This window comes from Kordiimonas lipolytica, assembly GCF_042651265.1.
Taxonomy (GTDB): Bacteria; Pseudomonadota; Alphaproteobacteria; order Sphingomonadales; family Kordiimonadaceae; genus Kordiimonas; species Kordiimonas lipolytica.
Window position 1 is genome coordinate 1 of the sequence record NZ_JBHSCR010000014.1, and the last position, 19,671, is coordinate 19,671.

General features: G+C 56.2%; 23 protein-coding genes and 1 tRNA gene. 10 read left to right on the forward strand and 14 right to left on the reverse strand.

The window, feature by feature from the left end:
- Positions 1-664: 664 nt before the first annotated feature.
- Entirely contained in the window at positions 665-1,012 is a 348-nt protein-coding gene (locus ACFO5Q_RS12455; RefSeq protein WP_068143105.1) for a PilZ domain-containing protein, read from the reverse strand.
- Positions 1,013-1,225: 213 nt separating this feature from the next.
- Here ACFO5Q_RS12455 and ACFO5Q_RS12460 point away from each other — a divergent pair, with 213 nt between their 5' ends.
- From ACFO5Q_RS12460 to cysK, 3 genes are all read left to right on the forward strand, one after another.
- Positions 1,226-1,984, forward strand: a complete 759-nt coding sequence (locus tag ACFO5Q_RS12460; protein ID WP_197420905.1) for a lysophospholipid acyltransferase family protein — start codon at positions 1,226-1,228, stop codon at positions 1,982-1,984.
- Between the two features lie 129 nt (positions 1,985-2,113).
- On the forward strand, positions 2,114-2,989 hold the full coding sequence (epsC, locus tag ACFO5Q_RS12465; protein ID WP_068143108.1) for a serine O-acetyltransferase EpsC: 876 nt from the start codon (positions 2,114-2,116) through the stop codon (positions 2,987-2,989).
- Positions 2,990-3,037: 48 nt separating this feature from the next.
- Complete coding sequence (cysK, locus tag ACFO5Q_RS12470; RefSeq protein WP_068143110.1) at positions 3,038-3,961, forward strand: cysteine synthase A; 924 nt, start codon at positions 3,038-3,040, stop codon at positions 3,959-3,961.
- A 105-nt stretch (positions 3,962-4,066) separates the two neighbouring features.
- Here the strand turns inward: cysK and ACFO5Q_RS12475 are convergent, their stop codons facing one another.
- The 5 genes from ACFO5Q_RS12475 to ACFO5Q_RS12495 all read right to left on the reverse strand — a co-directional run bounded on the left by ACFO5Q_RS12475 (position 4,067) and on the right by ACFO5Q_RS12495 (position 8,848).
- Positions 4,067-4,420, reverse strand: coding sequence for a hypothetical protein (locus ACFO5Q_RS12475; protein WP_068143113.1), 354 nt, complete (start codon positions 4,418-4,420; stop codon positions 4,067-4,069).
- A gap of 77 nt (positions 4,421-4,497) precedes the next feature.
- Positions 4,498-5,571 carry an AI-2E family transporter gene (locus ACFO5Q_RS12480; protein ID WP_068143117.1) on the reverse strand — a complete coding sequence of 358 codons (1,074 nt, stop codon included), beginning with the start codon at positions 5,569-5,571 and terminating at the stop codon, positions 4,498-4,500.
- A gap of 77 nt (positions 5,572-5,648) precedes the next feature.
- A complete protein-coding gene (locus ACFO5Q_RS12485) occupies positions 5,649-6,443 on the reverse strand; it encodes an SDR family NAD(P)-dependent oxidoreductase (protein ID WP_068143120.1) in 795 nt (264 codons plus the stop codon).
- A 52-nt stretch (positions 6,444-6,495) separates the two neighbouring features.
- On the reverse strand, positions 6,496-7,587 hold the full coding sequence (locus tag ACFO5Q_RS12490; protein ID WP_156431831.1) for a ZIP family metal transporter: 1,092 nt from the start codon (positions 7,585-7,587) through the stop codon (positions 6,496-6,498).
- Between the two features lie 157 nt (positions 7,588-7,744).
- Positions 7,745-8,848, reverse strand: coding sequence for a serine hydrolase domain-containing protein (locus tag ACFO5Q_RS12495; protein WP_068143123.1), 1,104 nt, complete (start codon positions 8,846-8,848; stop codon positions 7,745-7,747).
- A gap of 176 nt (positions 8,849-9,024) precedes the next feature.
- Here ACFO5Q_RS12495 and ACFO5Q_RS12500 point away from each other — a divergent pair, with 176 nt between their 5' ends.
- A complete protein-coding gene (locus ACFO5Q_RS12500; RefSeq protein ID WP_197420906.1) occupies positions 9,025-9,561 on the forward strand; it encodes a winged helix-turn-helix domain-containing protein in 537 nt (178 codons plus the stop codon).
- On the opposite strand, the gene ACFO5Q_RS12505 is transcribed toward ACFO5Q_RS12500, so the two are convergent.
- Positions 9,558-10,526: a GNAT family N-acetyltransferase gene (locus ACFO5Q_RS12505; protein ID WP_068143127.1), complete on the reverse strand. Its 969-nt coding sequence runs from the start codon at positions 10,524-10,526 to the stop codon at positions 9,558-9,560. The two genes, ACFO5Q_RS12500 and ACFO5Q_RS12505, sit on opposite strands and share 4 nt — an antisense overlap.
- A 28-nt stretch (positions 10,527-10,554) precedes the next feature.
- Between ACFO5Q_RS12505 and ACFO5Q_RS12510 the strand changes: the two genes are divergently transcribed.
- Complete coding sequence (locus ACFO5Q_RS12510; RefSeq protein WP_156431832.1) at positions 10,555-10,758, forward strand: hypothetical protein; 204 nt, start codon at positions 10,555-10,557, stop codon at positions 10,756-10,758.
- Here the strand turns inward: ACFO5Q_RS12510 and ACFO5Q_RS12515 are convergent.
- Complete coding sequence (locus tag ACFO5Q_RS12515) at positions 10,755-11,783, reverse strand: FKBP-type peptidyl-prolyl cis-trans isomerase (protein ID WP_068143132.1); 1,029 nt, start codon at positions 11,781-11,783, stop codon at positions 10,755-10,757. The genes ACFO5Q_RS12510 and ACFO5Q_RS12515 overlap by 4 nt on opposite strands.
- 99 nt (positions 11,784-11,882) lie before the next feature.
- On the opposite strand from ACFO5Q_RS12515, the gene ACFO5Q_RS12520 reads away from it, so the two are divergent.
- Both ACFO5Q_RS12520 and ACFO5Q_RS12525 read left to right on the forward strand, forming a co-directional pair.
- Complete coding sequence (locus ACFO5Q_RS12520; protein WP_068143133.1) at positions 11,883-12,137, forward strand: DUF3253 domain-containing protein; 255 nt, start codon at positions 11,883-11,885, stop codon at positions 12,135-12,137.
- A 67-nt stretch (positions 12,138-12,204) separates the two neighbouring features.
- Positions 12,205-12,552 (forward strand): Hpt domain-containing protein, encoded by a 348-nt coding sequence (locus tag ACFO5Q_RS12525; protein ID WP_068143135.1) that lies wholly within the window; start codon positions 12,205-12,207, stop codon positions 12,550-12,552.
- A gap of 26 nt (positions 12,553-12,578) precedes the next feature.
- Here ACFO5Q_RS12525 and yihA read toward each other — a convergent pair whose 3' ends face one another.
- The 5 genes from yihA to rpmH form a co-directional block, all read right to left on the reverse strand.
- Entirely contained in the window at positions 12,579-13,271 is a 693-nt protein-coding gene (gene yihA, locus ACFO5Q_RS12530; RefSeq protein ID WP_068143138.1) for a ribosome biogenesis GTP-binding protein YihA/YsxC, read from the reverse strand.
- Positions 13,234-14,973 carry a membrane protein insertase YidC gene (yidC, locus tag ACFO5Q_RS12535; protein WP_068143139.1) on the reverse strand — a complete coding sequence of 580 codons (1,740 nt, stop codon included), beginning with the start codon at positions 14,971-14,973 and terminating at the stop codon, positions 13,234-13,236. Before yidC ends, yihA begins: the two co-directional genes overlap by 38 nt.
- On the reverse strand, positions 14,966-15,310 hold the full coding sequence (yidD, locus tag ACFO5Q_RS12540) for a membrane protein insertion efficiency factor YidD (protein ID WP_082719688.1): 345 nt from the start codon (positions 15,308-15,310) through the stop codon (positions 14,966-14,968). The genes yidC and yidD overlap by 8 nt, the downstream gene beginning before the upstream one ends.
- 32 nt (positions 15,311-15,342) lie before the next feature.
- Entirely contained in the window at positions 15,343-15,759 is a 417-nt protein-coding gene (gene rnpA, locus ACFO5Q_RS12545) for a ribonuclease P protein component (RefSeq protein ID WP_068143143.1), read from the reverse strand.
- A 110-nt stretch (positions 15,760-15,869) separates the two neighbouring features.
- On the reverse strand, positions 15,870-16,004 hold the full coding sequence (gene rpmH / locus ACFO5Q_RS12550) for a 50S ribosomal protein L34 (protein ID WP_074519531.1): 135 nt from the start codon (positions 16,002-16,004) through the stop codon (positions 15,870-15,872).
- Positions 16,005-16,317: 313 nt separating this feature from the next.
- Here rpmH and ACFO5Q_RS12555 point away from each other — a divergent pair, with 313 nt between their 5' ends.
- On the forward strand, positions 16,318-17,712 hold the full coding sequence (locus ACFO5Q_RS12555; protein WP_082719626.1) for a sensor histidine kinase: 1,395 nt from the start codon (positions 16,318-16,320) through the stop codon (positions 17,710-17,712).
- 43 nt (positions 17,713-17,755) lie between these two features.
- Complete coding sequence (locus ACFO5Q_RS12560) at positions 17,756-18,646, forward strand: P1 family peptidase (protein WP_068143145.1); 891 nt, start codon at positions 17,756-17,758, stop codon at positions 18,644-18,646.
- Here ACFO5Q_RS12560 and ACFO5Q_RS12565 read toward each other — a convergent pair.
- Positions 18,643-19,185 (reverse strand): hypothetical protein, encoded by a 543-nt coding sequence (locus ACFO5Q_RS12565; protein WP_068143146.1) that lies wholly within the window; start codon positions 19,183-19,185, stop codon positions 18,643-18,645. The genes ACFO5Q_RS12560 and ACFO5Q_RS12565 overlap by 4 nt on opposite strands.
- A 159-nt stretch (positions 19,186-19,344) precedes the next feature.
- On the opposite strand from ACFO5Q_RS12565, the gene ACFO5Q_RS12570 reads away from it, so the two are divergent.
- Positions 19,345-19,421, forward strand: a tRNA-Arg gene (locus tag ACFO5Q_RS12570).
- Positions 19,422-19,671: the final 250 nt, after the last annotated feature.

Below are 19,671 nucleotides of genomic sequence, written 5' to 3' on the forward strand. Positions count from 1 at the left end.
GCCCCCGGCTATCATATCAACCATATCCATACTGGCTCACTTTTACGCCGCCCTATGGCCTAATTTTGCTCCGCCCTTGACACCTGGATGGGAGTTTCGTCTGCAAAGGGTCAGCAGCTGACTTCATGATGATAATGTTAGAAAGTCCTGTTAGTTCCTGAAGCGGACACTATTGAATTGGCTGGAGGTAGGGCTGTGAATATAGCCGTTCCAACTTATGAGTCGGACAGTTATTAATTTTCAAACTTTATTCAAAATAATTGAATTAATTTTCAAACTTTATTGTTTCTGCACACCTTTGAAATACAGTCATTTTATATTTTGGCATGCCCGTTGCTGATATGAGAGGCAACAGGCCAAAAGGCCGAACGACACGACGACAGCAAAAAACACAGGTTTCAGACAGATCCAAAAACGGACAGCGGAAACCAGAAAAACGATAGCGAGGAGAAAAACAATGACCTTCTTGAACGAAGTGACAAAGCCCGAGCCAAGAGACAGCAAACCAGAAGGCGCGAAGGTATTTACCGGCTTTAGCCGCCGGCGCCAGCGCCGCTACAAATAAGCATAGAATAAAGGAGGGTAGAACCCTCCAGACACTCAGCGAGGAAGTTTGAGCGGCCCGTTTTCCAAGCCACGGGGCCGCTCTTTTTTTGGAATGCCTTCAACTGGTCTTGAGGGGATCCTCGCCCAGTTCTACCGGCCGCTTGGAGAGGTTGGCGCCTGACCCTTCGGCAAATTTCTTGAGCACGAGATCGGGCCCCGCCAGAATCATCAGGCCCAGTTGTTGCGACCCCTGCCATTTCACCACGCCTGCAAATTCGCCCAAGTCCTCGATCATCAGGATCAGTTCCGTGCCCATGGGGAATTCTTCCTCACACGTCACCAGTGTGCCAGCGTGCGATACGTCGCGTATTTCGCACGGGTAGCTGAATTCCGCTTCGTCGATCAATGTGCCGTGCCACAGGACCGGAAGCCTGTCATCGCTGCGCTTGTCGTCGGTGTCTGTCATTATTTTTCCTCTGGCTCAAGGAGGGCCGGTTTTCTTGGGGCGGCCTTTTTTGACTAACTTAATCAGAAGGTTACCTGATTTTTTTGCCAAGCGAAAGCCAGTTAGGCTGGCGTTCCCGTTGCGGGGCGGCTAAAAGACTCTGACCAAAGGTCGTCTGTATGGACAGTCATGGTCGCCAAGAAGGCGGTGCAGCCAAGCGAATGGAGTAAAAGCGTGAAAGCTTTGATGAACGGGATACGGTCTATTCTTTTCAATCTGACCTTTTATCCATTCACCCTGATTTATTGCGGCTTGATTCTGGCGCCGATCAGTCTGTTTGTATCCGAAGCCAAAACCCGTAAGGGCGTTGATATATTTTGCCGGAGCTGCCTTTGGATTGCGCGCGTGTTCGGCGGTATCAAGTATGAATATCGCGGCGTCGAGAAACTGCCGAAGGAGGGCGCCCTGATCCTTGCGGCCGCCCACCAGAGCAATATGGACCCGATTATGACCTTCCCGCTCAGGAATGATGTGACGGCCCTGGCGAAACGCCAGCTGTTCAGCGTTCCCTTCATCGGGATGCTGCTCAAGAAAATGCGCATCGTTCGCATCGACCGCGAGTCCCGCACCGCCCACAAGGGGATGGACGAGGTTGCAAAGCATGTGGTGGACCTGGGCCGCCCGCTGATCGTTTATCCGCAGGCTACTCGCGTGCCGCCGGGGCAGACGCGTCGGCTCAAGTCGGGCGCTTTCCACTTGCAGGAAGCAACCGGACTGCCGGTCTACACCGTTTCCACCAACACAGGCCTTTTCTGGACTAAGGGTTTCTGGCACCGGGCGGGCACGGCTGTGTTCGAGATAGACGGTCCTTTTGCGCCGGGGCGCACCAAGGAAGAGTTCATGGCGCTCCTGCAAGATAAGGTGGTGGACCGGTCCCACGAGTTGATGGCAGAAGCCGGTTACGAGCATTTCATTCCAAAAAAGGCGGGTTAACCCCACCTTTTCCCGGCCTATACAAAAGCTTTCCTCTCGGTTTTGTGAAGAAATTCTAGCGCGCTTTGGCCTTGTAGATGGCTGTGGCGCTCCTAAACTGTTATAAAGATAAAAACGCGAGGGCATCCAATGACGGTGACGCCAAAGAATCAGTCAGCTTCGGCAAGCAGTTTTGACGATATTGCGGCCAGGCTGAAAAATCATCATGAGAAATATGGCGACCTGTCTGGCATGTCGCTTGGCAAGATCGGCAATCTCCTGAAAAAGACGGCGGCGGTGATGTTCCCGCATTATGCGGTCGCAGAAGAGGATGATCTGTCGCTTGAAGAGCGGCTACGCGTTCTTGAAGATTCTTTCTACGATCTGGTTGATCCGCTATGCCGGGGCAAGGATGTTGGTTGCGCACGACTTCTGGTGCATGGCTTCCTTTCCGATCTGCCGGACATCGCGGACCTGTGTTATCTGGACGCCCAAGCGCTTGTGGCCGGTGACCCGGCGGCCCAGTCTATTGAGGAAGTGATCCTGTGCTATCCGGGGTTTTATGCCGTGGTGGCCTATAGACTGGCCCATGCGCTTCATAAAAGAAGTGTGCCGCTGCTGCCGCGGATGATCACCGAATACGCCCACCAAAAGACGGGTGCGGATATCCACCCAGGCGCACAGATCGGCCATTCGCTGGCGATTGACCACGCAACTGGCGTGGTTATCGGTGAGACGGCGGTCCTTGGCAACAATGTGAAAATTTACCAGGGCGTGACACTGGGCGGCCTGAGGGTGGACCCTGACCAGCGGTCGAAAAAACGCCATCCCACCATTGGCGACAATGTGGTGATTTATGCGGGTGCCACCATTCTTGGTGGTGAAACCATTGTTGGGCACAATTCCGTGATTGGCGGCAATGTCTGGATCACCCGGTCTGTGCCGGCCTGGTCCCGCGTGATGTTCCGGCCCGCAGACACTGATGAGATTGTACCGATGCGCAGCAAGAAGGCTGTGGAACGGTAAACCGGCACAACAGCAGAAATTCAACCGACCCAAAGAGGGGGAAACACGATGAAAGCTGCATCCATTCTTGATGCAATTGGCGGCACGCCGCATGTGCGCGTTTCGCGCCTTTTCCCGGACCATGAAGTCTGGATCAAGCAGGAACGATCCAACCCCGGCGGTTCGATTAAAGACCGGATCGCCCTTTCGATGGTGGAGGAAGCCGAAAAAGATGGGTCGCTGAAGCCCGGCGGCGTGATTATTGAGCCAACGTCCGGTAATACAGGCATCGGTCTTGCCATGGTGGCGGCGGTGAAAGGCTACCGCCTTATTCTGGTGATGCCAGAGAGCATGTCTATCGAGCGCCGCCGCCTGATGTTGGCCTATGGCGCCGAATTTGTGCTGACGCCGAAGGAGCTGGGCATGAAAGGGGCGCTTGCCAAAGCCAGCGAGCTTGTCGAGGAAACTGACGGCGCCTGGATGCCGCAGCAGTTCCAGAACCCCGCTAATGTGAAAGTGCACCGTGAGACAACAGGCCCTGAAATCCTGGCGGATTTCCCTGAAGGGCTGGATTATATGATCACCGGCGTTGGTACGGGCGGCCACATCACAGGCTGCGCCGAGGCGCTTAAGGCCAAGTGGGCGGATATCAAGGTCCTGGCGGTGGAGCCGACCCTGTCGCCTGTGATGTCGGGCGGTGAGCCTGGTCCGCACCCTATTCAGGGCATTGGCGCCGGCTTCATCCCCGACGTGATGAACATGGACCTGATCGACGGTGTGGTGAAGGTTGACCCGGCTGACGCCAAAGACATGGCGCGCCAGTCGGCAGCCAAGGAAGCCATGCTTGTGGGAATTTCCTCCGGTGCGACGCTCGCAGCGATTGCCCAGACCATCAAGGAAAAGAACTTGCCCAAGGGCACGCGGATCCTTGGTTTCTGCTATGACACCGGCGAGCGGTATCTGTCCGTGCCGGATTTCTTGCCAGAGGAGTAGGCCGGAAGAGTAGGTCGTGAGATTACGATATCCTGCGATAAAATAAGAAAGGGCTGCCATCTGGCAGCCCTTTTCTTCGTCTGGCGCGATTGCGCTAAGGCGCGGTTATTCCTCGTCTTCGTCGATCCCCGAACTGACCTTGCCACTTTCAAGGCGTACAATCAGGGCGACATGGTCACCGCGGATCGCAAGCTCCTTGTAGGACCCGCGCGGCAAAGGCACGCCCTGGTCGATACAGTGGTTGAGCACGGCGGCACCAACCTCACGGCTGTTGAAAAGGATGTTGTCAGACCCGTCAGACAGGATCATCTGAACGGATACTTCGCCTTCTTCATCCAACTCAGAGATGATGTTCTTGAGTGGTGGATTGGTAGACTGGCCCCGCCCTTCAAGAACAGGACGAAGTGCGAGGACGAGTTCTTCATCGGAGAAGATGATACTGCGAGACTCAAGAATCATAAAACTTACTTGCCTGTGTTTGGTTTCGCTGCCCTAATTTAGGCAGAATTGAACCCACTTGAAAAGTTTTTTTAAAATCAAGCCTTAGCCGTGCCGTTGTTGCCCTGCGAACGGTCGCGCCATGCGCGGATGATGGCGTTGGCCACCGTCGCCAGCGGAATAGCAAAGAAAACACCCCAGAAGCCCCAGATGCCGCCAAAAACCAGGATGCCGATGATGATGGCATTGGGATGCAGTTTGACGGCTTCAGAGAACAGAAGCGGCACCAGAAGGTTGCCGTCGAGCGCCTGAAGGACAAGGTAAGCAATGACTGCTGTCGCCATCTCGCCGCCCAGGCCCCATTGGAAATAGGCCACAAGCGCCACCGGGAAGGTAACCATGGCCGCACCGAAATACGGGATGATCACGCTGAGGCCAGTGGCCACCGCAAGGAGCGTGGCATAAGGCAGGCCAAGAACGCTGTAGGTGACGAAAGCGGCACTGCCGACGATCAATATTTCATAGACCTTGCCACGGGCATAGTCCCCGGCGCGTTCCAGCACTTCGCCCCAGACTTGCTCGAGCACAGGCTTGTCGCTGGGCAGGAAGCTGGCGAACCAGCCAAGGATCTGTGCCTTGTCCTTGAGGAAGAAAAAGACCATCACCGGCACCAGTACCACATAGACGACCACGGCTACAGCCCCGGTCAGACCGGACAGGGAATATTGCAGAAGCTTCGGTCCAAAGTTGGCGATCTCGTTGCCAAGGCCGGTCAACCAACTGTTGACCTGTGCCTCAGAGATCAGGTCCGGGAAGCGCTGCTGCAGCGACAGAAGCGCGTTACGCATGCTGCCGACCATGGCCGGGCTGTCATTGATGAACTGGCTGACCTGCTGAATAAGCAGCGGTACCACGGTGAGCATGGCGATAACTGAGAGAAGGATAAAGCCCAGGTAGACGGCGGAGAATGCCATCCAACGCCGTGCACCGCGCCGGATCAACCACTCTGTGGGCCCGTCCAGAAGGAAGGCGATCACAACAGCCGCAATGGCTGGGGCAAGCATATGGCCGAAGAGTGAGATGGCAAGCACGGCCGCCAGCGCGAACAGCACCAGAAGTACCATTTGCGGGTCCGAAAAAGTCCGGCGATACCATTCGCTTAGCATATTCATTCGTGCGTGCTCCCGGGGTGGGCCCTATGAGTATTATTGGTGTTCGGCCATCAGTTTCAAGCCAAACTGTGGCAATTTCATGCGTGCTGGCCCGATGACGTACCGCCGTCGACGATCACGTTGGCGCCGTTCATATAACCGGCTTCATCGCTGGCGAGATAGAGCACCGTTTTGGCGACATCATGCGGGTCTGCCGGCCCGCCCTTCGGAAGGCCGCCCGCGAATTTGCTCATGTCTCCCCCGATGTCTGCCAGCGCCCGCTCGAACATGGGTGTCAGCATCGGCCCTGGTGAGACGGCATTGATGCGGATGCCGTGGTCGGCATAGTCCAGCGCCGCGCTTTTTGTCAGGCCCACAACGGCATGTTTGCTGGTGCCGTAGGCTGCCATCCACTCAGCGCCGGATCGGGACAGGATGGAAGCTGTGTTGACGATGGCGCCAGCGCCTTGCCTCAGCATGACCGGAATTTCGTGGCGCATGGCAAGCCAGATGCCCATCACGTTGGTGCGGAAAACGTCTTCTACCATTGCCATGTCCTGGTCAGCGAAGCGCGCGGCCGTGTGGCTGATGCCCGCGTTATTAACCGCGATATCCAGAATCTCATGCCCGTCGGTCGCCTTCTCAATGAAGGACTTGACCGAGGCCTCCTCACGTACGTCGGCGTGGTGATAGTGTGCGCTGCCTTCAAGGCCTTGGGCCTGAGCCGCGACACGCTCGCCCTCTGCGTCGATCAAGCCACAGAAATGCACATGTGCGCCTTCAGCTGCGAAAGCCTTAACAATGGCCTCGCCGAAGCCCGACGTGCCGCCGGTGACTATCACTCGTTTCGCCTTGAAGCGCATGAAATGGTCCTGCTTGTTTGCGTGCGCCATGGCTACCGCCAAACGACTTGCGGTGCAAGGAAAACTAGGGGGGCGAGATTAGCTAGTGGCTGTGCCCGTGACTATGCTTGTGCCCCCGCATGGTGGGGAGAAGCTGGGAGAAAAAAACACGGGCGCCGGTGTGCACAAGCACTGCGCAGATGATGGCCAGCCACAAGGTGAACATGATCTGCCCACCTGAGGGGGTCGGGATTTCATAGGGCAACAGTTCGGCAACGACAGTCATGGCGAACCAGGCCACCAGTGTCCAGGGCGCTATCCGGCGCAGTGTCTGGTACGCCGCTTTAACGGTGCCTCCGTAGATTTTGGTATAGGTCGCAGCCCCCAACAAAATCAGGATCATCAGTGGTGCGGCCAACCGGCCGATCGATGCCATCAAGTCCACAACATGATGGGCTTCATGGGCCAACATCATTGTCACGTCGCTCGGCGCATGGTGCAGGTAATGGGCGCTGACCAGCGCAAAAAGAAACCCTATGCCGGCCCCTGTGCCAATCCGGTGGGCCCACAGGTTTTTGGCGTTTGGCGCGGTGTTATGATCGTCAAGTGGATGCAGAACCACATGAAGGAGCGACCCTGCAGCAAACGCCTGCCAATAGCCGACAAGCGGGATGTGATACCAATCGCCCGCGTAAACCACCATGACATAACCGATGATGGTCATGACCCCAAGTGCGGCCAATACAGCAACACCGGCCCAGGTGGTCAGGACTGGCCTGAGAAGCCACCAGACGGCGACCGCTACACCGATGCGGTGCAACAGGATCCCGGTGGCGACAAAGGAACCGTGTTCGCTCTGGCCTGCGAAAGCCAGGATGGCGCCATCGGATGCCGCATGCACCACAAGCGCCAGGGCCGCGACCAGCATAACGACGCGGTGGGTCATTTCTTCAGCGCGGTGGAACAGGAATTCAGCGATCCAGGGCAGGCAGAAGCCGAAGACGGCGATCAGGATTGCCCAGACACCGCTGTGTGCGAGTGCTTCAGGAAGCAGGGTGAGGGTGACAAGGCCCAGGACTGTCACCAGCACGAATCCGTCCAGCCCGCCCTTCAGGGCAGGTAGGCGTGCAACAAGCCGAGCCAACAGCGGCGCAGCCAGCAGCAGCAAGACAGACAGGATCAATGCCAGTTCCAAAACTCAAACCTCATACGTACCGGTTATGTACAGTTATAATATCACAATATGGAAAGCCAGCCAAAAAACGTCAATAAGCGGAGGTAATTTTGCATGAAAAATCCCGCAGATGGTTCTTGCCACCTGCGGGAGCCACCTTGTGAACCAAGAACTGGCGTTATTTGCGTTCAGGTGCCGATGACGAACTGTTTAAAATTTTCGCCAGCGCATCTGCCATGAAATAGGGCTCTACATCCTTTGAATGGGTGGCGATGAAGATGGCCATACCCGTTTCGGGAAAGCGCCAGAATTCTGCCCGGCTGAAATGGCTGCCGCCATTGTGCCAAACCAGTTTTTTACCCTTATAGTCCGGTACGATCGACCAGCCATAACCGTAATAGTAACCTTCTTCCCCTTCTGACACATGAGGGGCGAACAAAAGTTCTTTCGATTCTGCGCTTAGTATCTTGGTGCCCAGAAGCGCCCGATGCCACCTCAGCATGTCAGGCGCGGTGCTGAGCACGCCCCCATTACCAAATAGGTGCCATGTCTTGCCGCCTGTTCGGTCCAGGACGTCCTTGGCTGAGGACAGGCCGTCGTGCGGCACGGCGATCTGAGGGACGGTGCGTTCGCTCCAGTCAGGGCGGTAGTAGCCGGTGGTATACATACCGGCAGGCTTCCACAGGTTGTCAAAAAGATAGTCCTCGTATGCCTGGCCGCTCGTGACTTCGATAATCGCAGCCAGAAGCGAATAGCCCATATTGGAATATTCGTAGCGTGTGCCGGGTTTGGCCACCAGAGGAGCTGCAAAGGCGCGCGCCAGATAGTCATCCCTTTCTATCGCTTCCTGATCCTGGCCGACCACATCGGCAAGCCCTGCGGTGTGGGTCAGAAGCTGGTGCAGGGTGATGGCTTTTTTGTTTTCCGGTACGTCCTTGAAAAAATCATCCAGTCTGTCAGAGAGCTGGACCTTGCCTTGCTCCCGAAGTTTGAGGATTGCGGCGCCGGTGAACTGTTTGGTGATGGACGCTATGTCTACCAGCGTGACTTCACCATAAGGCGCTTCACCGGCGACGGCGTCTCCCACCGCAAAGCTAAAAATAGTGCTGCTTCCGTCGGAAATGCCGACAACGCCGACAAAGCCATCGCGTGTGGCTTGCCTCAACACTTCGTCCATTGCGGCCCTGTCGATCCACCTTGGCGCATCATGGGTTTCTGAAGCCTGAACTGCAGGAGAGGAAATCCACACCAAAAGGCACACATATAAAAATATCTGTTTCATAATTGTCTCGCTGTTGCTTTGTTTGACGACACAGGCAAAGGTGCCGTAACTGATTTTCCATTGCCGAATGGCGCTGATAAATGTCCTGACGGAAAGGTTGAGAAATGTTGCGAGAGGAAGAAAATCCTGCAATTTCAAATGCTTTGCCGCAGCGATTTCGGCTCGGGGATGTCCTGGTGGATGGTTCTCATAACTGTCTTGTCCATTCAGATGGGCGCGAAATTCGCCTTGAGCCGCGTTTGATCAGACTTCTGACAATGCTTGCCCAAGCTGGCGGCGAACCGGTGGCGCGGACAGAGTTGCTGGCTGAGGTGTCATCATTGCCCTATGCCGGCGATGAAGCGTTGACCCAGGCGATATCGAGGCTTCGACAGGCCCTGGGCGACACCCCAAAAGCACCGACCTTTATCAAGACAATCCCGCGCAAAGGCTACGCGCTTGTGATGCCAGTGAGCCTTGAGGGGATCGAGACAAAACACAGGTCAGATACCGGGTCGCAAATCACGGGTTTGACTTGGCCAAATTCCAGCCAGCTCCTGCCGCTCCTTATGGCGGTGGCTATTCTGCTGCTGTCGGGCCTTGTGGTGTGGTTCGTTTTGTTTCCCAGGGAAATCGTGCGGGAGACTGAGCTGATCCTGAATAGCGATCAGGAATTTATCGAAAAGAAAGATCAGGAGTTCACAGAAAAGGAAGATAAGGTTGGGGTGCCCTAGAGCCAGGTGCCCGCGAGGGTGACCGGGTCTGTGCCCAACCCCAGCTTGAATCGGGCGATGCCCGCGCCTTCCTCCGTGTTCAGGCCGCCCATGTCGAGGAAGCGGATGCCGCGCTCCTTCAAGGCCATGATGCCGTCCCACAGAACCTTGTTTTGCGCATTAAGTGCGCGGCCGTCATCGCCTGACCAGCCCACATGATAGGTTGCGCTGTTGCCGTGGAGCATGAATATCGCACCCGCCACTTTCTTGCGGCCAGCAAGGGCTGTCACACTCATGACGCCGATGCTGTTGTCTGTGGGGCTGAAGCGCTCAGCGATGCCAGCATAGATCGGTACCAGCCCGATGGGTACAGCCTGATAGCCGCGCCGGGTTTGCTGTTCCGCCTCGCGTTCAGTGAGCCAACTATACTGGTGCTGCTTCCTGCCGCCGATCACAGTTTCCAGCTTGCCGGATGATTCTGCCTTTTTCAGCTGATTGCGCCATTTGCCGGCCAGGTTCGCGCGCAGGGTGTCTGCGTCTGGCTCAAGATTCATCCAGATGGTGCTATAGCCTGTCATCACACGGCGATAGCCCGCCGTTTTTAAGACTTTTTGGTTTTCAGCTGTATCGGCCAGTTCCGGCTGCAACAGCATGAAGTTCCAGCGCCAGGGGCTGTAGTGCCGCCGAAGCGCCTTGAGGCCGGCGGCTTGTGTGTCGGCACTGATACCCGGCAGCCAAAGCGGGCCCCGCATCAGGCTGTTCATACGGATAAGGCGGTAAAAGCTACGCTTGCCCACCAGCGCAATAGCGATGGGGGAGCCTTCATGCGACAGGGTCAGCTGGCTTATATCGGCGCCGATGGCCTTGAGGGTTTCGCCGTATGCCCAGTGTTGCTGCAAGGGCAGCGGCTGGTCGCCGGTGAAGGTCGGCCAGAGGTTGGGGGCGATTTCGCCAAAGTCCAAATGGATGTCAGCGGCGCTAGGCAAGGGCGGGATCCCCTGTTATGGTCCGGCTATGATCGGAAAAAGACCAGTACCGGAAGATGTGATGGGGTGGCGCATTGCCCCACCCCGAATAACTTTGGGGGCCGCCATCGCAGTGCTCAAATATCTCGCCTTGCCGCTCTTTGGGGCTCTGGCGCTGCTGGACGTGATCTTTTATCTCTATTTCCAGCATGTTCTCGGGCGTTGCTATGGCGTCCTGTGTCTTTTGTCCTAGCTGTCTACAGAGACCAGTTCAACGATAAAGATCAGCGTGGAATAGGGCGGGATGCTGCGTGAACCGCGCTCGCCATATGCCAGGTCGTATGGAATGTAGAATTCATACTTGGCGCCTTCTTTCATCAGTTGCACGCCTTCTGTCCAACCCTTGATCACACCATCAAGCGGGAAGGAAGCTGGTTGGCCGCGGTCGTAGCTGCTGTCAAATTGCGTGCCGTCGATCATGGTGCCTTTATAGTGCACTGTCACCATTGAGGTTGCTTCAGGGCTGGTGCCTTCGCCTTCCTCAATTACGCGGTATTGAAGGCCGCTATCAAGCGTTACGACGCCGTCGTTCTTGGCGTTTTCTTCAAGCCATGCAAGCTGCTCGGCTTTATGGGCTTCCATCTGCTCTTCAGCTTTTTTCTGGGCTTTCTCAAGCGTCATCACGTCCAGAAGCTCAACCTCGAACACGAGCGTTGCATTGCCCGGAATGACGCCGCCGGCACCGCCTTCACCGTAGCCGAGATCAGATGGGATCGTCAGCTCCCACTTGTCGCCCACGCTCATCATCTGAATACCCTCAACCCAGCCGGGGATAACCCGGCCTACAGGGAAGGTGGCGGGTTCGCCGCGCTTGTGGCTGGAATCGAACTCGTTACCGTCAATGAACCTGCCTGCATAATGAACGGTGACATAATCATCCGCAGATGGGCTTTTGCCTTCGCCGCTTTCAATCACACGGTATTGAAGGCCGCTTTCGGTAACCTGAACACCGTCTTTTTGGGCGTTCTCTTCAAGGTATGCCAGGTTCTCTGCGCGGAACGCTTCTCTCTCACTCATTGTCTCTGATACTTTCTGTTCATCTGTTTGTGGTGCTGCAGCCTTTTCAGCTTTTTGCTCTGCGACGGTTTCTGATTGTGTTTCCGCGCTTTCGGCACTATTGCTGCCGGTGTCGGATTTTTTCTCTTCGTCGCTTTCGCCGCTGCAGGCTGCTAAGCTCAGCGCGGCAACGGTGGCCACGACCTTAAAGCTAACTTTCATGGGAACTCCTCGCCAAGATTTCTGCGGGGACACTAGCCTTTGAGCGCGTGTGGGAAAAGGAAAAATCGGGCAGGGGTGCCAGAAACAAGGGGAATTGATATGGCGAAGGCCGATACAGACATCCGTCAGGCGATTTTGGAGGCGACCGAGGACAGCAGATCAGTCGCTCCGCGGGAAATTGCACAAGTTCTGGCTGAAGAAGGTGAAGACTGGCGCAAGTATTTGCCCAGAATTCGTCATGAAGCGGTGAAGCTTCACGCCGATGGCCTCTTGGTGTTTATCCGAAAAAAGAAGGTGGTTTCCCCCGAAGGACTGAAGGGCGTCTATAGATTCTCCAGTCCAATACAAGACTAAAAGCGTAAGACTTCTTGGCAAATATGCAGTTTCGCCATAGAATAAAGACGCAAGAGAGGAGTGCTCTATGGGGGGTCAGATACCTTTGCTTGACATGCCTGTCCTTGACAGGCTCGCGGCAGAAGTAGGTAAGGAATCAGCAGCGTTCCTGCTGGATTCACTTAAGCAGGAAATTCGAAATTCCGGGTGTGAGTTGATGCAGCATGCGTCAGTGGGCGACCTGGAACAGCTTGAAATCCAGGCGCATGCGCTCAAGAGCGCGGCTCGCAGTTTCGGGGCGATGCGGCTCGGGGAGGCCTGTCAGGCAATCGAATATGCGGCCAAGGCGGACGGCAGTCCTGAGATCGAGGGGCTTTTGAGCCAGTTCCAGATTATATCGGAAGAAACGCTTGAGGCCTTCAATCAGGCAAACTGAAAGGCGGGAAGTGCCTGAGATGGGCGCTAGAAAGCTGTCAGTTGACCGATTTCCGCCCTCAGCTCCTGCAGACCCCAGCCTTTTTCGCTTGAGGTCGCCATGATGATCGGGTGGCAGGCGATGAATTTCTTCGCGTCTTCCTGCGTCTTTTTCACGATCTTCTCGCGGTCGGCTACCTTCAGCTTATCAAGCTTTGTCAGCACGATTTGATAGTTGACCGCGGCTTCATCCAGCATGTGCATGATCTCGCGGTCGTTTTCCTTCAGGCCATGGCGGCTGTCGATCAGAAGGAGCACGCGCCTTAGGTTTGGGCGGCCACGTAGATAGTCTTTCACCAGCCGCGTCCAGGCATTCACCTTCTTGCGTTCGATCTTGGCATAGCCGTAACCCGGCAAGTCCACAAGATAGGCGGGCGTGTCCATCTCCATGCCCATCTCGAAGTAATTCAGCTCCTGGGTGCGGCCCGGCGTGTTCGATGTACGCGCCAGCGTCTTGCGGCCCGTCAGCGCATTCACAAGGCTTGATTTGCCCACGTTGGAGCGTCCCGCGAATGCCACTTCGGGGCGGTCCGCGCCCGGCAGGGTCTTCAAGGATACCGCGCCCATGACAAAATCCACGCGACCGGCAAACAACAGCCGGCCACGCTCCAGGTCAGATTGGGTGTATTGCTCTTCGCTCACCTTAGCTGCTCGTCTTGCCTTGTGCCTCACGGCGGGCATGTTCGCGCTTCATGATGAAGGACTGCTGCGCAATGGACAGAAGGTTGTTCCATGTCCAGTAGAGCACCAGGCCGGAGCTGAAGCCCGCCATGATGAAGGTGAAAATGATCGGCAGGAAGCTCATGACCTTCTGCTGGGTCGGGTCCATGCTGGTCTGTGGATTCAGCTTCTGCTGCAGCCACATGGTGATGCCCATCAGAATCGGCAGCACGCCGATGGCAATCATGGCAGGTGGCGTCCAGTCAATCAGGCCGAACAGGTTCACCGGCGTGAGTGTGTCGCGGGCTGATAGGTCAGTGATCCAGCCAAAGAAGGGCTGGTGGCGCATTTCGATAGTAACGTAAAGCGTCTTATAAAGCGCAAAGAAGATGAAGATCTGAGGGATCATCGGCAGACAGCCGGCCATCGGGTTGATCTTTTCCTTCTGATAGAGCGCCATCATTTCCTGCTGCAGCTTCTGCTTGTCGTCCTTGTAGCGTTCCTGCAGCTTTTTGATCTTCGGCTGAGCGTCCTTCATGTGGCTCATGGAGCGGTAGGACTTGTTCGCCAGCGGGAACAGGATCAGTTTCAGGATCACAGTCATGGCCAGGATGGCGATGCCATAGTTTCCGGTCGCCTGGAACAGCCAGTGCAGGCCAGCAAAGATCGGCTTGGTGAAGAACCATAGCCAGCCCCAGTCGATGGTACGATCAAACAGGGCAATGTCATACTTTTCGGCATAAGCGTCGATGGTGCTGACGATTTTGGCGCCAGCATAGAAGCGGCTTTGGCTCTCAAGCGAGCCACCAGCATCGATTTGTTGCCAGTTTTCAACATAGTCCACGCGGTAAGCGCCGCCGCTATGTTTCATGCGTGCAACCGAAAGGCTGGCCTTCTGATCGGGGATCAGGGTCGCCATCCAGTATTTGCCGGTGATACCCATCCAGCCGCCGGTGATATCCGTGGCTTCAAAATTTCCATCGTCCTTGATGTCGCTGTAGGTGCGTTCTTCCAGTTTGTTGTCAAAGACGCCGAGCGGTCCTTCATGCAGGATGTAGAGGCCGTCAGTCTTTGGCTCACCACGACGGGTGATCATGCCGTATGGGGCAACTTGCAAGACTTCATCGGTGGAGTTGATCACAGTCTGGGTAACCGTGAACATGAACTTATCGTCCACTTCCACTTTCATCAGATAGCGGACGCCGTCGCCATTGTCCCACGCCAGCGTTACCGGCTGATCAGGCGTCAGCGTGTCACTGTCAGCGGTCCATGCACTGCGTGGGCCGGGTACGAAATCGCTTTCCTGACGGCTTGCGGCCCAGCCGAAGCGGGCGTAATAGGCATCAGGCTGGCCGGCGTTCCTGAGCAGGCGAATCTCATCCGCGCCTTCTTCCATGCTGACCTTGTGGTTCACCAGCAGAAGGTCGTCGAACCGGGCGCCACGGAGTGACAGGCTGCCGCTCAGCTCGGGCGTAACGATTTTGACGTGGCCGATGTCGCTATTGTCTGGTTCGGGCAAGGCCGTGTCGGATGCTTCCGCAGAGTCCATATCGACAGGAGCAGCCTCCTTGGGCGCAATGCCATCTTCCACTTGCGTTGCGGCTTGCTGTGCCGCTTCGCGCTGCAGGGCTTCCTGCTGCGGCGAGATGAAGAGCGCATTATAGCCGAAGAAGACAGCAATCGAGATTGCTGCAAACAGCACGATATTCTTAGTTTCACCCATGAGACGTCATACCCTGATCATCTGACCGGTCTGTGCCGGCCTCCAAATTCTTGTCGCATCCGCAGCCTGAGCCGTGATCATGCACACCACCCTTAGGCGTTTCGCCCGGGCGCATGCTTTGTGGCACAGGATCGTATCCGAATCCACCCCAAGGGTGGCAGCGGGCGATGCGCTTTATTGCCAGCCATCCGCCCTTAAGTCCACCATGAAGACGCAAAGCTTCCACAGCATAGCTGCTGCAGGTGGGCTGATATCGGCATCGGGGGCCGAGCATTGGCGAGATGACAAGTTGATAGAAGCGAACCAAGCCATAAAGAAGGAACGCAAGTGGGCTCATGCGTTGCCCTGTCTTCTGTTCCTTGTCTGCCATCAGGTTTTTCCCCGGCCTGCCTTGGTTTTCTGCGGTTTACCGTGTGGTTTACCTGGGCTTAGATCGGCACCCGCATGCAGTTTTGCAAGGGCCCATTTCATATCGGCCTGCATTTTCATGAAGTCGTAATCAACGGAACATGGGCGGCCGACGAGCACGTAAGTCCACCCGGCTTGCCCGAATTGCGGTAAAATAGCGCGGCAGGCTTCTTTCAGCCTTCTGCGAGCCCGAGAGCGGATCACGGCCTTGCCGACCTTCTTGGATACGGTAAAACCGGCGCGTGGGGGCGAATCACCTTCACCTGGTTTGGCCTGCAGAATAAAGCTTGGGGTCACCCACTTGCGGCGGGTGTTTGCCACGGCCAGATAGTCTGGCCGTTTGGTGATGCGCGCAAGTTTTAAAGCCTGTTCGGTCATGATGCCGATGCCCGTGAGCTAGAGCCCAAAAACAACAAAAGCCGACCGGATATCTCTCGGTCAGCTCTCATCGTGTGTGATAGAGGTGCCCCAAGGGGGCGCCCAGACCTTTACGCCGACAGGCGCTTCCGGCCTTTAGCACGGCGTGCGCGAAGCACAGCACGGCCACCTACAGTTGCTTTGCGAGCACGGAAACCGTGACGGCGTTTACGCACCAGCACACTCGGTTGAAAGGTCCGTTTCACTTGACTTACTCCAGTTAATCGCCTTGCTCTGCGGTTTCCCACGGCCCGGCGTCCAATTTCGAGCGCGCTGTATAACCGCCAGAATTGCCTAAGTCAACAACCCATCTCGCGCTTTTCCATTTCCGGCTAGCCTTCTACCATATTTTCGCCGGTTTTGCCCATAAATTAAGGACTTCCGCCGTTTCCAGGCTTTTATTTCCGAGCGCCGGGTCTGGTGGTGCGGCGAATCGGCGCTGGACTGGATGGAAAAAGTGCTATTATACGCCAATTAGTTTACTTGCATTTCCTCGCCGGATGAGATTCATAACAGGTTATGCCCGAGCATTATAAACCGCTGACATCCAGCCTCAGGTCGCGCCTATTGATCCTCACCTTCCTTTTTGTGATGGTGATATCGGCCCTTATTTATCCAACATCAATCGCGTCCTTCCGGCAGGATTATCTTGAGACACGGCTCGAAAACGCCCAGATTGCGGCGCTGGCCCTTGAGGCCGCCCCCGGCAATATGGTGAGCCCCGAGCTTGAACAGCGTCTCCTGAGCCAGTCCGGCGTGATCGCCCTTATAATGCGGCGCGAGGACAAGAGCTTGCTCCTCGGCTATGACGTCATGCCCGAAGAGGTGCAGGCTACGTTTGACCTCAGAAACCCGTCACTGGGGACGCTCATTACCGATGCCTTCGGCACGCTAGAGATGGGCGGCAACCGTGTTATCAGGGTTGTGGGTGACCCCATGGTGCCCGGAACGCGAATGCTTGAAATCACGATGGACGAATCGGGGCTTTATGCGGCGCTCAAGAATTATTCCAATAATGTGCTGGTCTTGTCGCTGATTACGTCGCTCTTTACCGGCATCCTTGTCTATCTGGCGCTGCATTGGCTTCTGGTGCGGCCCATGCGCCGCCTGAAGGACCGCATTGTTGCTTTCCGGCGCAAGCCAGAAGCCGTCCCTGCGAAGATAAAGCAAAACAGGCGGCCTGATGAAATCGGCCTTGTAGAGCGTGAGCTTGCGCGCATGCAGGAAGAGCTCAGGCTAAACCTGAAGCAGAAATCCAATCTGGCGTCGCTTGGTGAAGCGGTGGCCAAGATCAATCATGATCTCAGGAACATTTTGGCGACGGCGCAGCTCGCGTCCGATTCGCTCCAGCGGGTGGACCACCCGGGCGTGCAGAAGATTTCCCGCAGGCTTGTGAACAGCGTCAGCCGGGCTGTGGCCCTTTGCGAAAGCACGATCCGCCACGGCAAAGCAGATGATCCGGTGCCGGAGAAGGCTTGGACGCCGCTGGGCGAACTGGTGGACGATGTAGTCTTGTCTCTTGGTCTTGATGAAGACAGCAAGTTCGATTTCGTCTGCGACATAGATGAAGAAATGATGGTTTACGCGGATGCGGAGCAGTTGCACCGCGTTCTTCTCAATCTGTGCCGCAATGCGCATGACGTGCAGGGTGAGACGGGCACCATTTTGGTGGGTGCAAAGAAAGACAAGGACGGCACGGTCCATATCAAGGTGACGGACAAGGGGCCGGGCATTCCTGAGGCTATTCGACCAACGCTCTTCAAGGCGTTCCAGTCCAGCCGCGCGGGAGGCACAGGCCTTGGCCTGGCGACAGCCCGGGACATTGTCTTGTCCCACGGCGGGCAAATCGGGCTGGCGGAAACCGGGCCTGACGGCACGACATTCATGATCTGCCTGCCGGGTGAGGAAAACTGATACGCTCCCGTATCGTATGCCGGAGCAGCTGGGGAGAGACACCATGCGCATCATCGCCAAACCAGGGCTGCGCGATTCGATCACAGATATTGGCGGACTCAAGGTCGGTCAGGTGGCTTGTGAAAAAGCGGTGACCGGCGTGACGGCCGTTATCCCCGATGCGCCTGTTGCCATGGGGGTAGATGTACGTGGTGGTGGTCCGGGTACACGCGATACAGATGCGCTCGACCCCACCTGTCTGGTGGACCGCGTACACGGGGTGGTGCTTTCGGGTGGCTCTGTATTTGGCCTTGCAGCAGCGGACGGCGTGATCGCCGCTTTGTCAGAAAAAGGCATTGGCCTGCCTCTGGGGCCGCGCACAGTGCCGGTTGTGCCGTCGGCGATCCTTTTTGACCTGATGAATGGTGGCGACAAGGATTGGGGCATGGATGCGCCCTACCGGGCCTTGGGCGAGCAGGTGGTCCTGGCGCTTTCGGAAGATGTGGATCAGGGCCGGGCCGGCGCGGGCTTTGGCGCGCGGGCTGGGGCAAAGGCTGGCGGCATCGGCACTGCAAGCTTTGAAACAGAAGACGGTCTGAAGGTGGGCGCCATAGTCGCTGTAAACAGTTTCGGTTCCGTAATGAATGAGTCAGGCGTCACCCTTGGCGATGTTAGTCTGCCGAAACTCGGGTTCGTTGGCGCCAATACCACCATTGCTGTGATCGCAACGAATCTTGCGCTCGACAAGGCGGGATGCAAGCGGCTAGCGATGATGGCGCAAGACGGTTTGGCGCGATCAATCCGGCCGATTCATACACCGTTTGATGGCGATACGGTATTCGCGCTATCTACAGCGTCGAAACCGCTGGATGGGGATCTGGCGCCGACAATGGCGGTTCTGGGCACACTGGCGGCAGACTGTCTGGCCCGCGCTGTGGAGAAAGCGGTGGCTTAAGGCTTGGCTTCAAAAAGTTTCTGCCGCTCACCAACGACGAATCGCTCCATGATCTCGGTTTCTGCACTGGCCTCGGCTACAATGCGTGGCATGTCAAGCGCTAGCAAGGTATCAAGGCGGCTGGCGGTCCGGCTAAGGCGTGTAAGCGCCAGCTGGGCCGAGAACCAGGCATCCTGCTGAGCGTCGCCTTCTTCTGCCTCGGCGATTTTGGCCTTGGCCTTACGGTATGCCAGTGTTTCGTCCCTGAGCGCTTCCTTGATTTTCAGCAAAAGATCAGACGCATCCTTTTCTGTGCCTGGTATGGGGTCGGATGCAGGCGCGGGTGCTACGCCCCCGCTTAGTGCTGGACGAACAGGTGGTTGAGGCTTGCTGTTGGGAATTGCCGGTGGGATTTCCGACCGGACAATTTCGCGCTCCCTTTCCGATGGGTCCGGCACCGGGTCGGAAAGATTCGGCCAGTCACCTTTTCCGCCCGAACAGGCCGAAAGCAGCAGAATGGCACTAAAAATCGGGACAAATTTCGCGCTAATTTTCACCATAAAAGCCTTATATTATGGGGATTTGAGGGTTTTAACCTATCTCTGAAATGTGGCGGAAACAAGAAAAAGCGATTTCCCTCTTGCAATATAAATGCAATCTGATTAGGTTCCGCCGCACACCACGAGGGCAAGCCCTTGTGGTCTACAATTTGATGGCATGCACCGGTAGCTCAGCTGGATAGAGCACCAGACTACGAATCTGGGGGCCGGGGGTTCGAATCCTCCCCGGTGCGCCACTCAAAAACAACCGCCGCCTAGGCGGTTTTTTTATGGCGTACCAATTTCTATCCCATCTGGGCACCACTCAAAAACAACCGCCGCCTAGGCGGTTTTTTTATGGCGTAGCAGTCAGCCTTTTGATGTTCCTTAAGAAAATCTACCTGACCAAAGGCATTTTTGCGGGCGCGCTGATCAATAGGGGGTGTCTTGTTAACCATTTTTAGCTAAGGTCAAATTCTATCGATTGTGGGGAGGTGGTGCAGGCAT

Bases quoted from the DNA above. Each gene is read 5' to 3' on its own strand.
- ACFO5Q_RS12455 (WP_068143105.1), bottom strand. From the start codon at position 1,012: ATGACAGACACCGACGACAAGCGCAGCGATGACAGGCTTCCGGTCCTG.
- epsC (WP_068143108.1), top strand. From the start codon at position 2,114: ATGACGGTGACGCCAAAGAATCAGTCAGCTTCGGCAAGCAGTTTTGAC.
- cysK (WP_068143110.1), top strand. From the start codon at position 3,038: ATGAAAGCTGCATCCATTCTTGATGCAATTGGCGGCACGCCGCATGTG.
- ACFO5Q_RS12475 (WP_068143113.1), bottom strand. From the start codon at position 4,420: ATGATTCTTGAGTCTCGCAGTATCATCTTCTCCGATGAAGAACTCGTC.
- ACFO5Q_RS12480 (WP_068143117.1), bottom strand. From the start codon at position 5,571: ATGAATATGCTAAGCGAATGGTATCGCCGGACTTTTTCGGACCCGCAA.
- ACFO5Q_RS12485 (WP_068143120.1), bottom strand. From the start codon at position 6,443: ATGGCGCACGCAAACAAGCAGGACCATTTCATGCGCTTCAAGGCGAAA.
- ACFO5Q_RS12495 (WP_068143123.1), bottom strand. From the start codon at position 8,848: ATGAAACAGATATTTTTATATGTGTGCCTTTTGGTGTGGATTTCCTCT.
- ACFO5Q_RS12510 (WP_156431832.1), top strand. From the start codon at position 10,555: ATGATCGGAAAAAGACCAGTACCGGAAGATGTGATGGGGTGGCGCATT.
- ACFO5Q_RS12515 (WP_068143132.1), bottom strand. From the start codon at position 11,783: ATGAAAGTTAGCTTTAAGGTCGTGGCCACCGTTGCCGCGCTGAGCTTA.
- ACFO5Q_RS12520 (WP_068143133.1), top strand. From the start codon at position 11,883: ATGGCGAAGGCCGATACAGACATCCGTCAGGCGATTTTGGAGGCGACC.
- ACFO5Q_RS12525 (WP_068143135.1), top strand. From the start codon at position 12,205: ATGGGGGGTCAGATACCTTTGCTTGACATGCCTGTCCTTGACAGGCTC.
- yihA (WP_068143138.1), bottom strand. From the start codon at position 13,271: ATGCCCGCCGTGAGGCACAAGGCAAGACGAGCAGCTAAGGTGAGCGAA.
- yidC (WP_068143139.1), bottom strand. From the start codon at position 14,973: ATGGGTGAAACTAAGAATATCGTGCTGTTTGCAGCAATCTCGATTGCT.
- yidD (WP_082719688.1), bottom strand. From the start codon at position 15,310: ATGAGCCCACTTGCGTTCCTTCTTTATGGCTTGGTTCGCTTCTATCAA.
- rnpA (WP_068143143.1), bottom strand. From the start codon at position 15,759: ATGACCGAACAGGCTTTAAAACTTGCGCGCATCACCAAACGGCCAGAC.
- ACFO5Q_RS12555 (WP_082719626.1), top strand. From the start codon at position 16,318: ATGCCCGAGCATTATAAACCGCTGACATCCAGCCTCAGGTCGCGCCTA.
- ACFO5Q_RS12560 (WP_068143145.1), top strand. From the start codon at position 17,756: ATGCGCATCATCGCCAAACCAGGGCTGCGCGATTCGATCACAGATATT.
- ACFO5Q_RS12565 (WP_068143146.1), bottom strand. From the start codon at position 19,185: ATGGTGAAAATTAGCGCGAAATTTGTCCCGATTTTTAGTGCCATTCTG.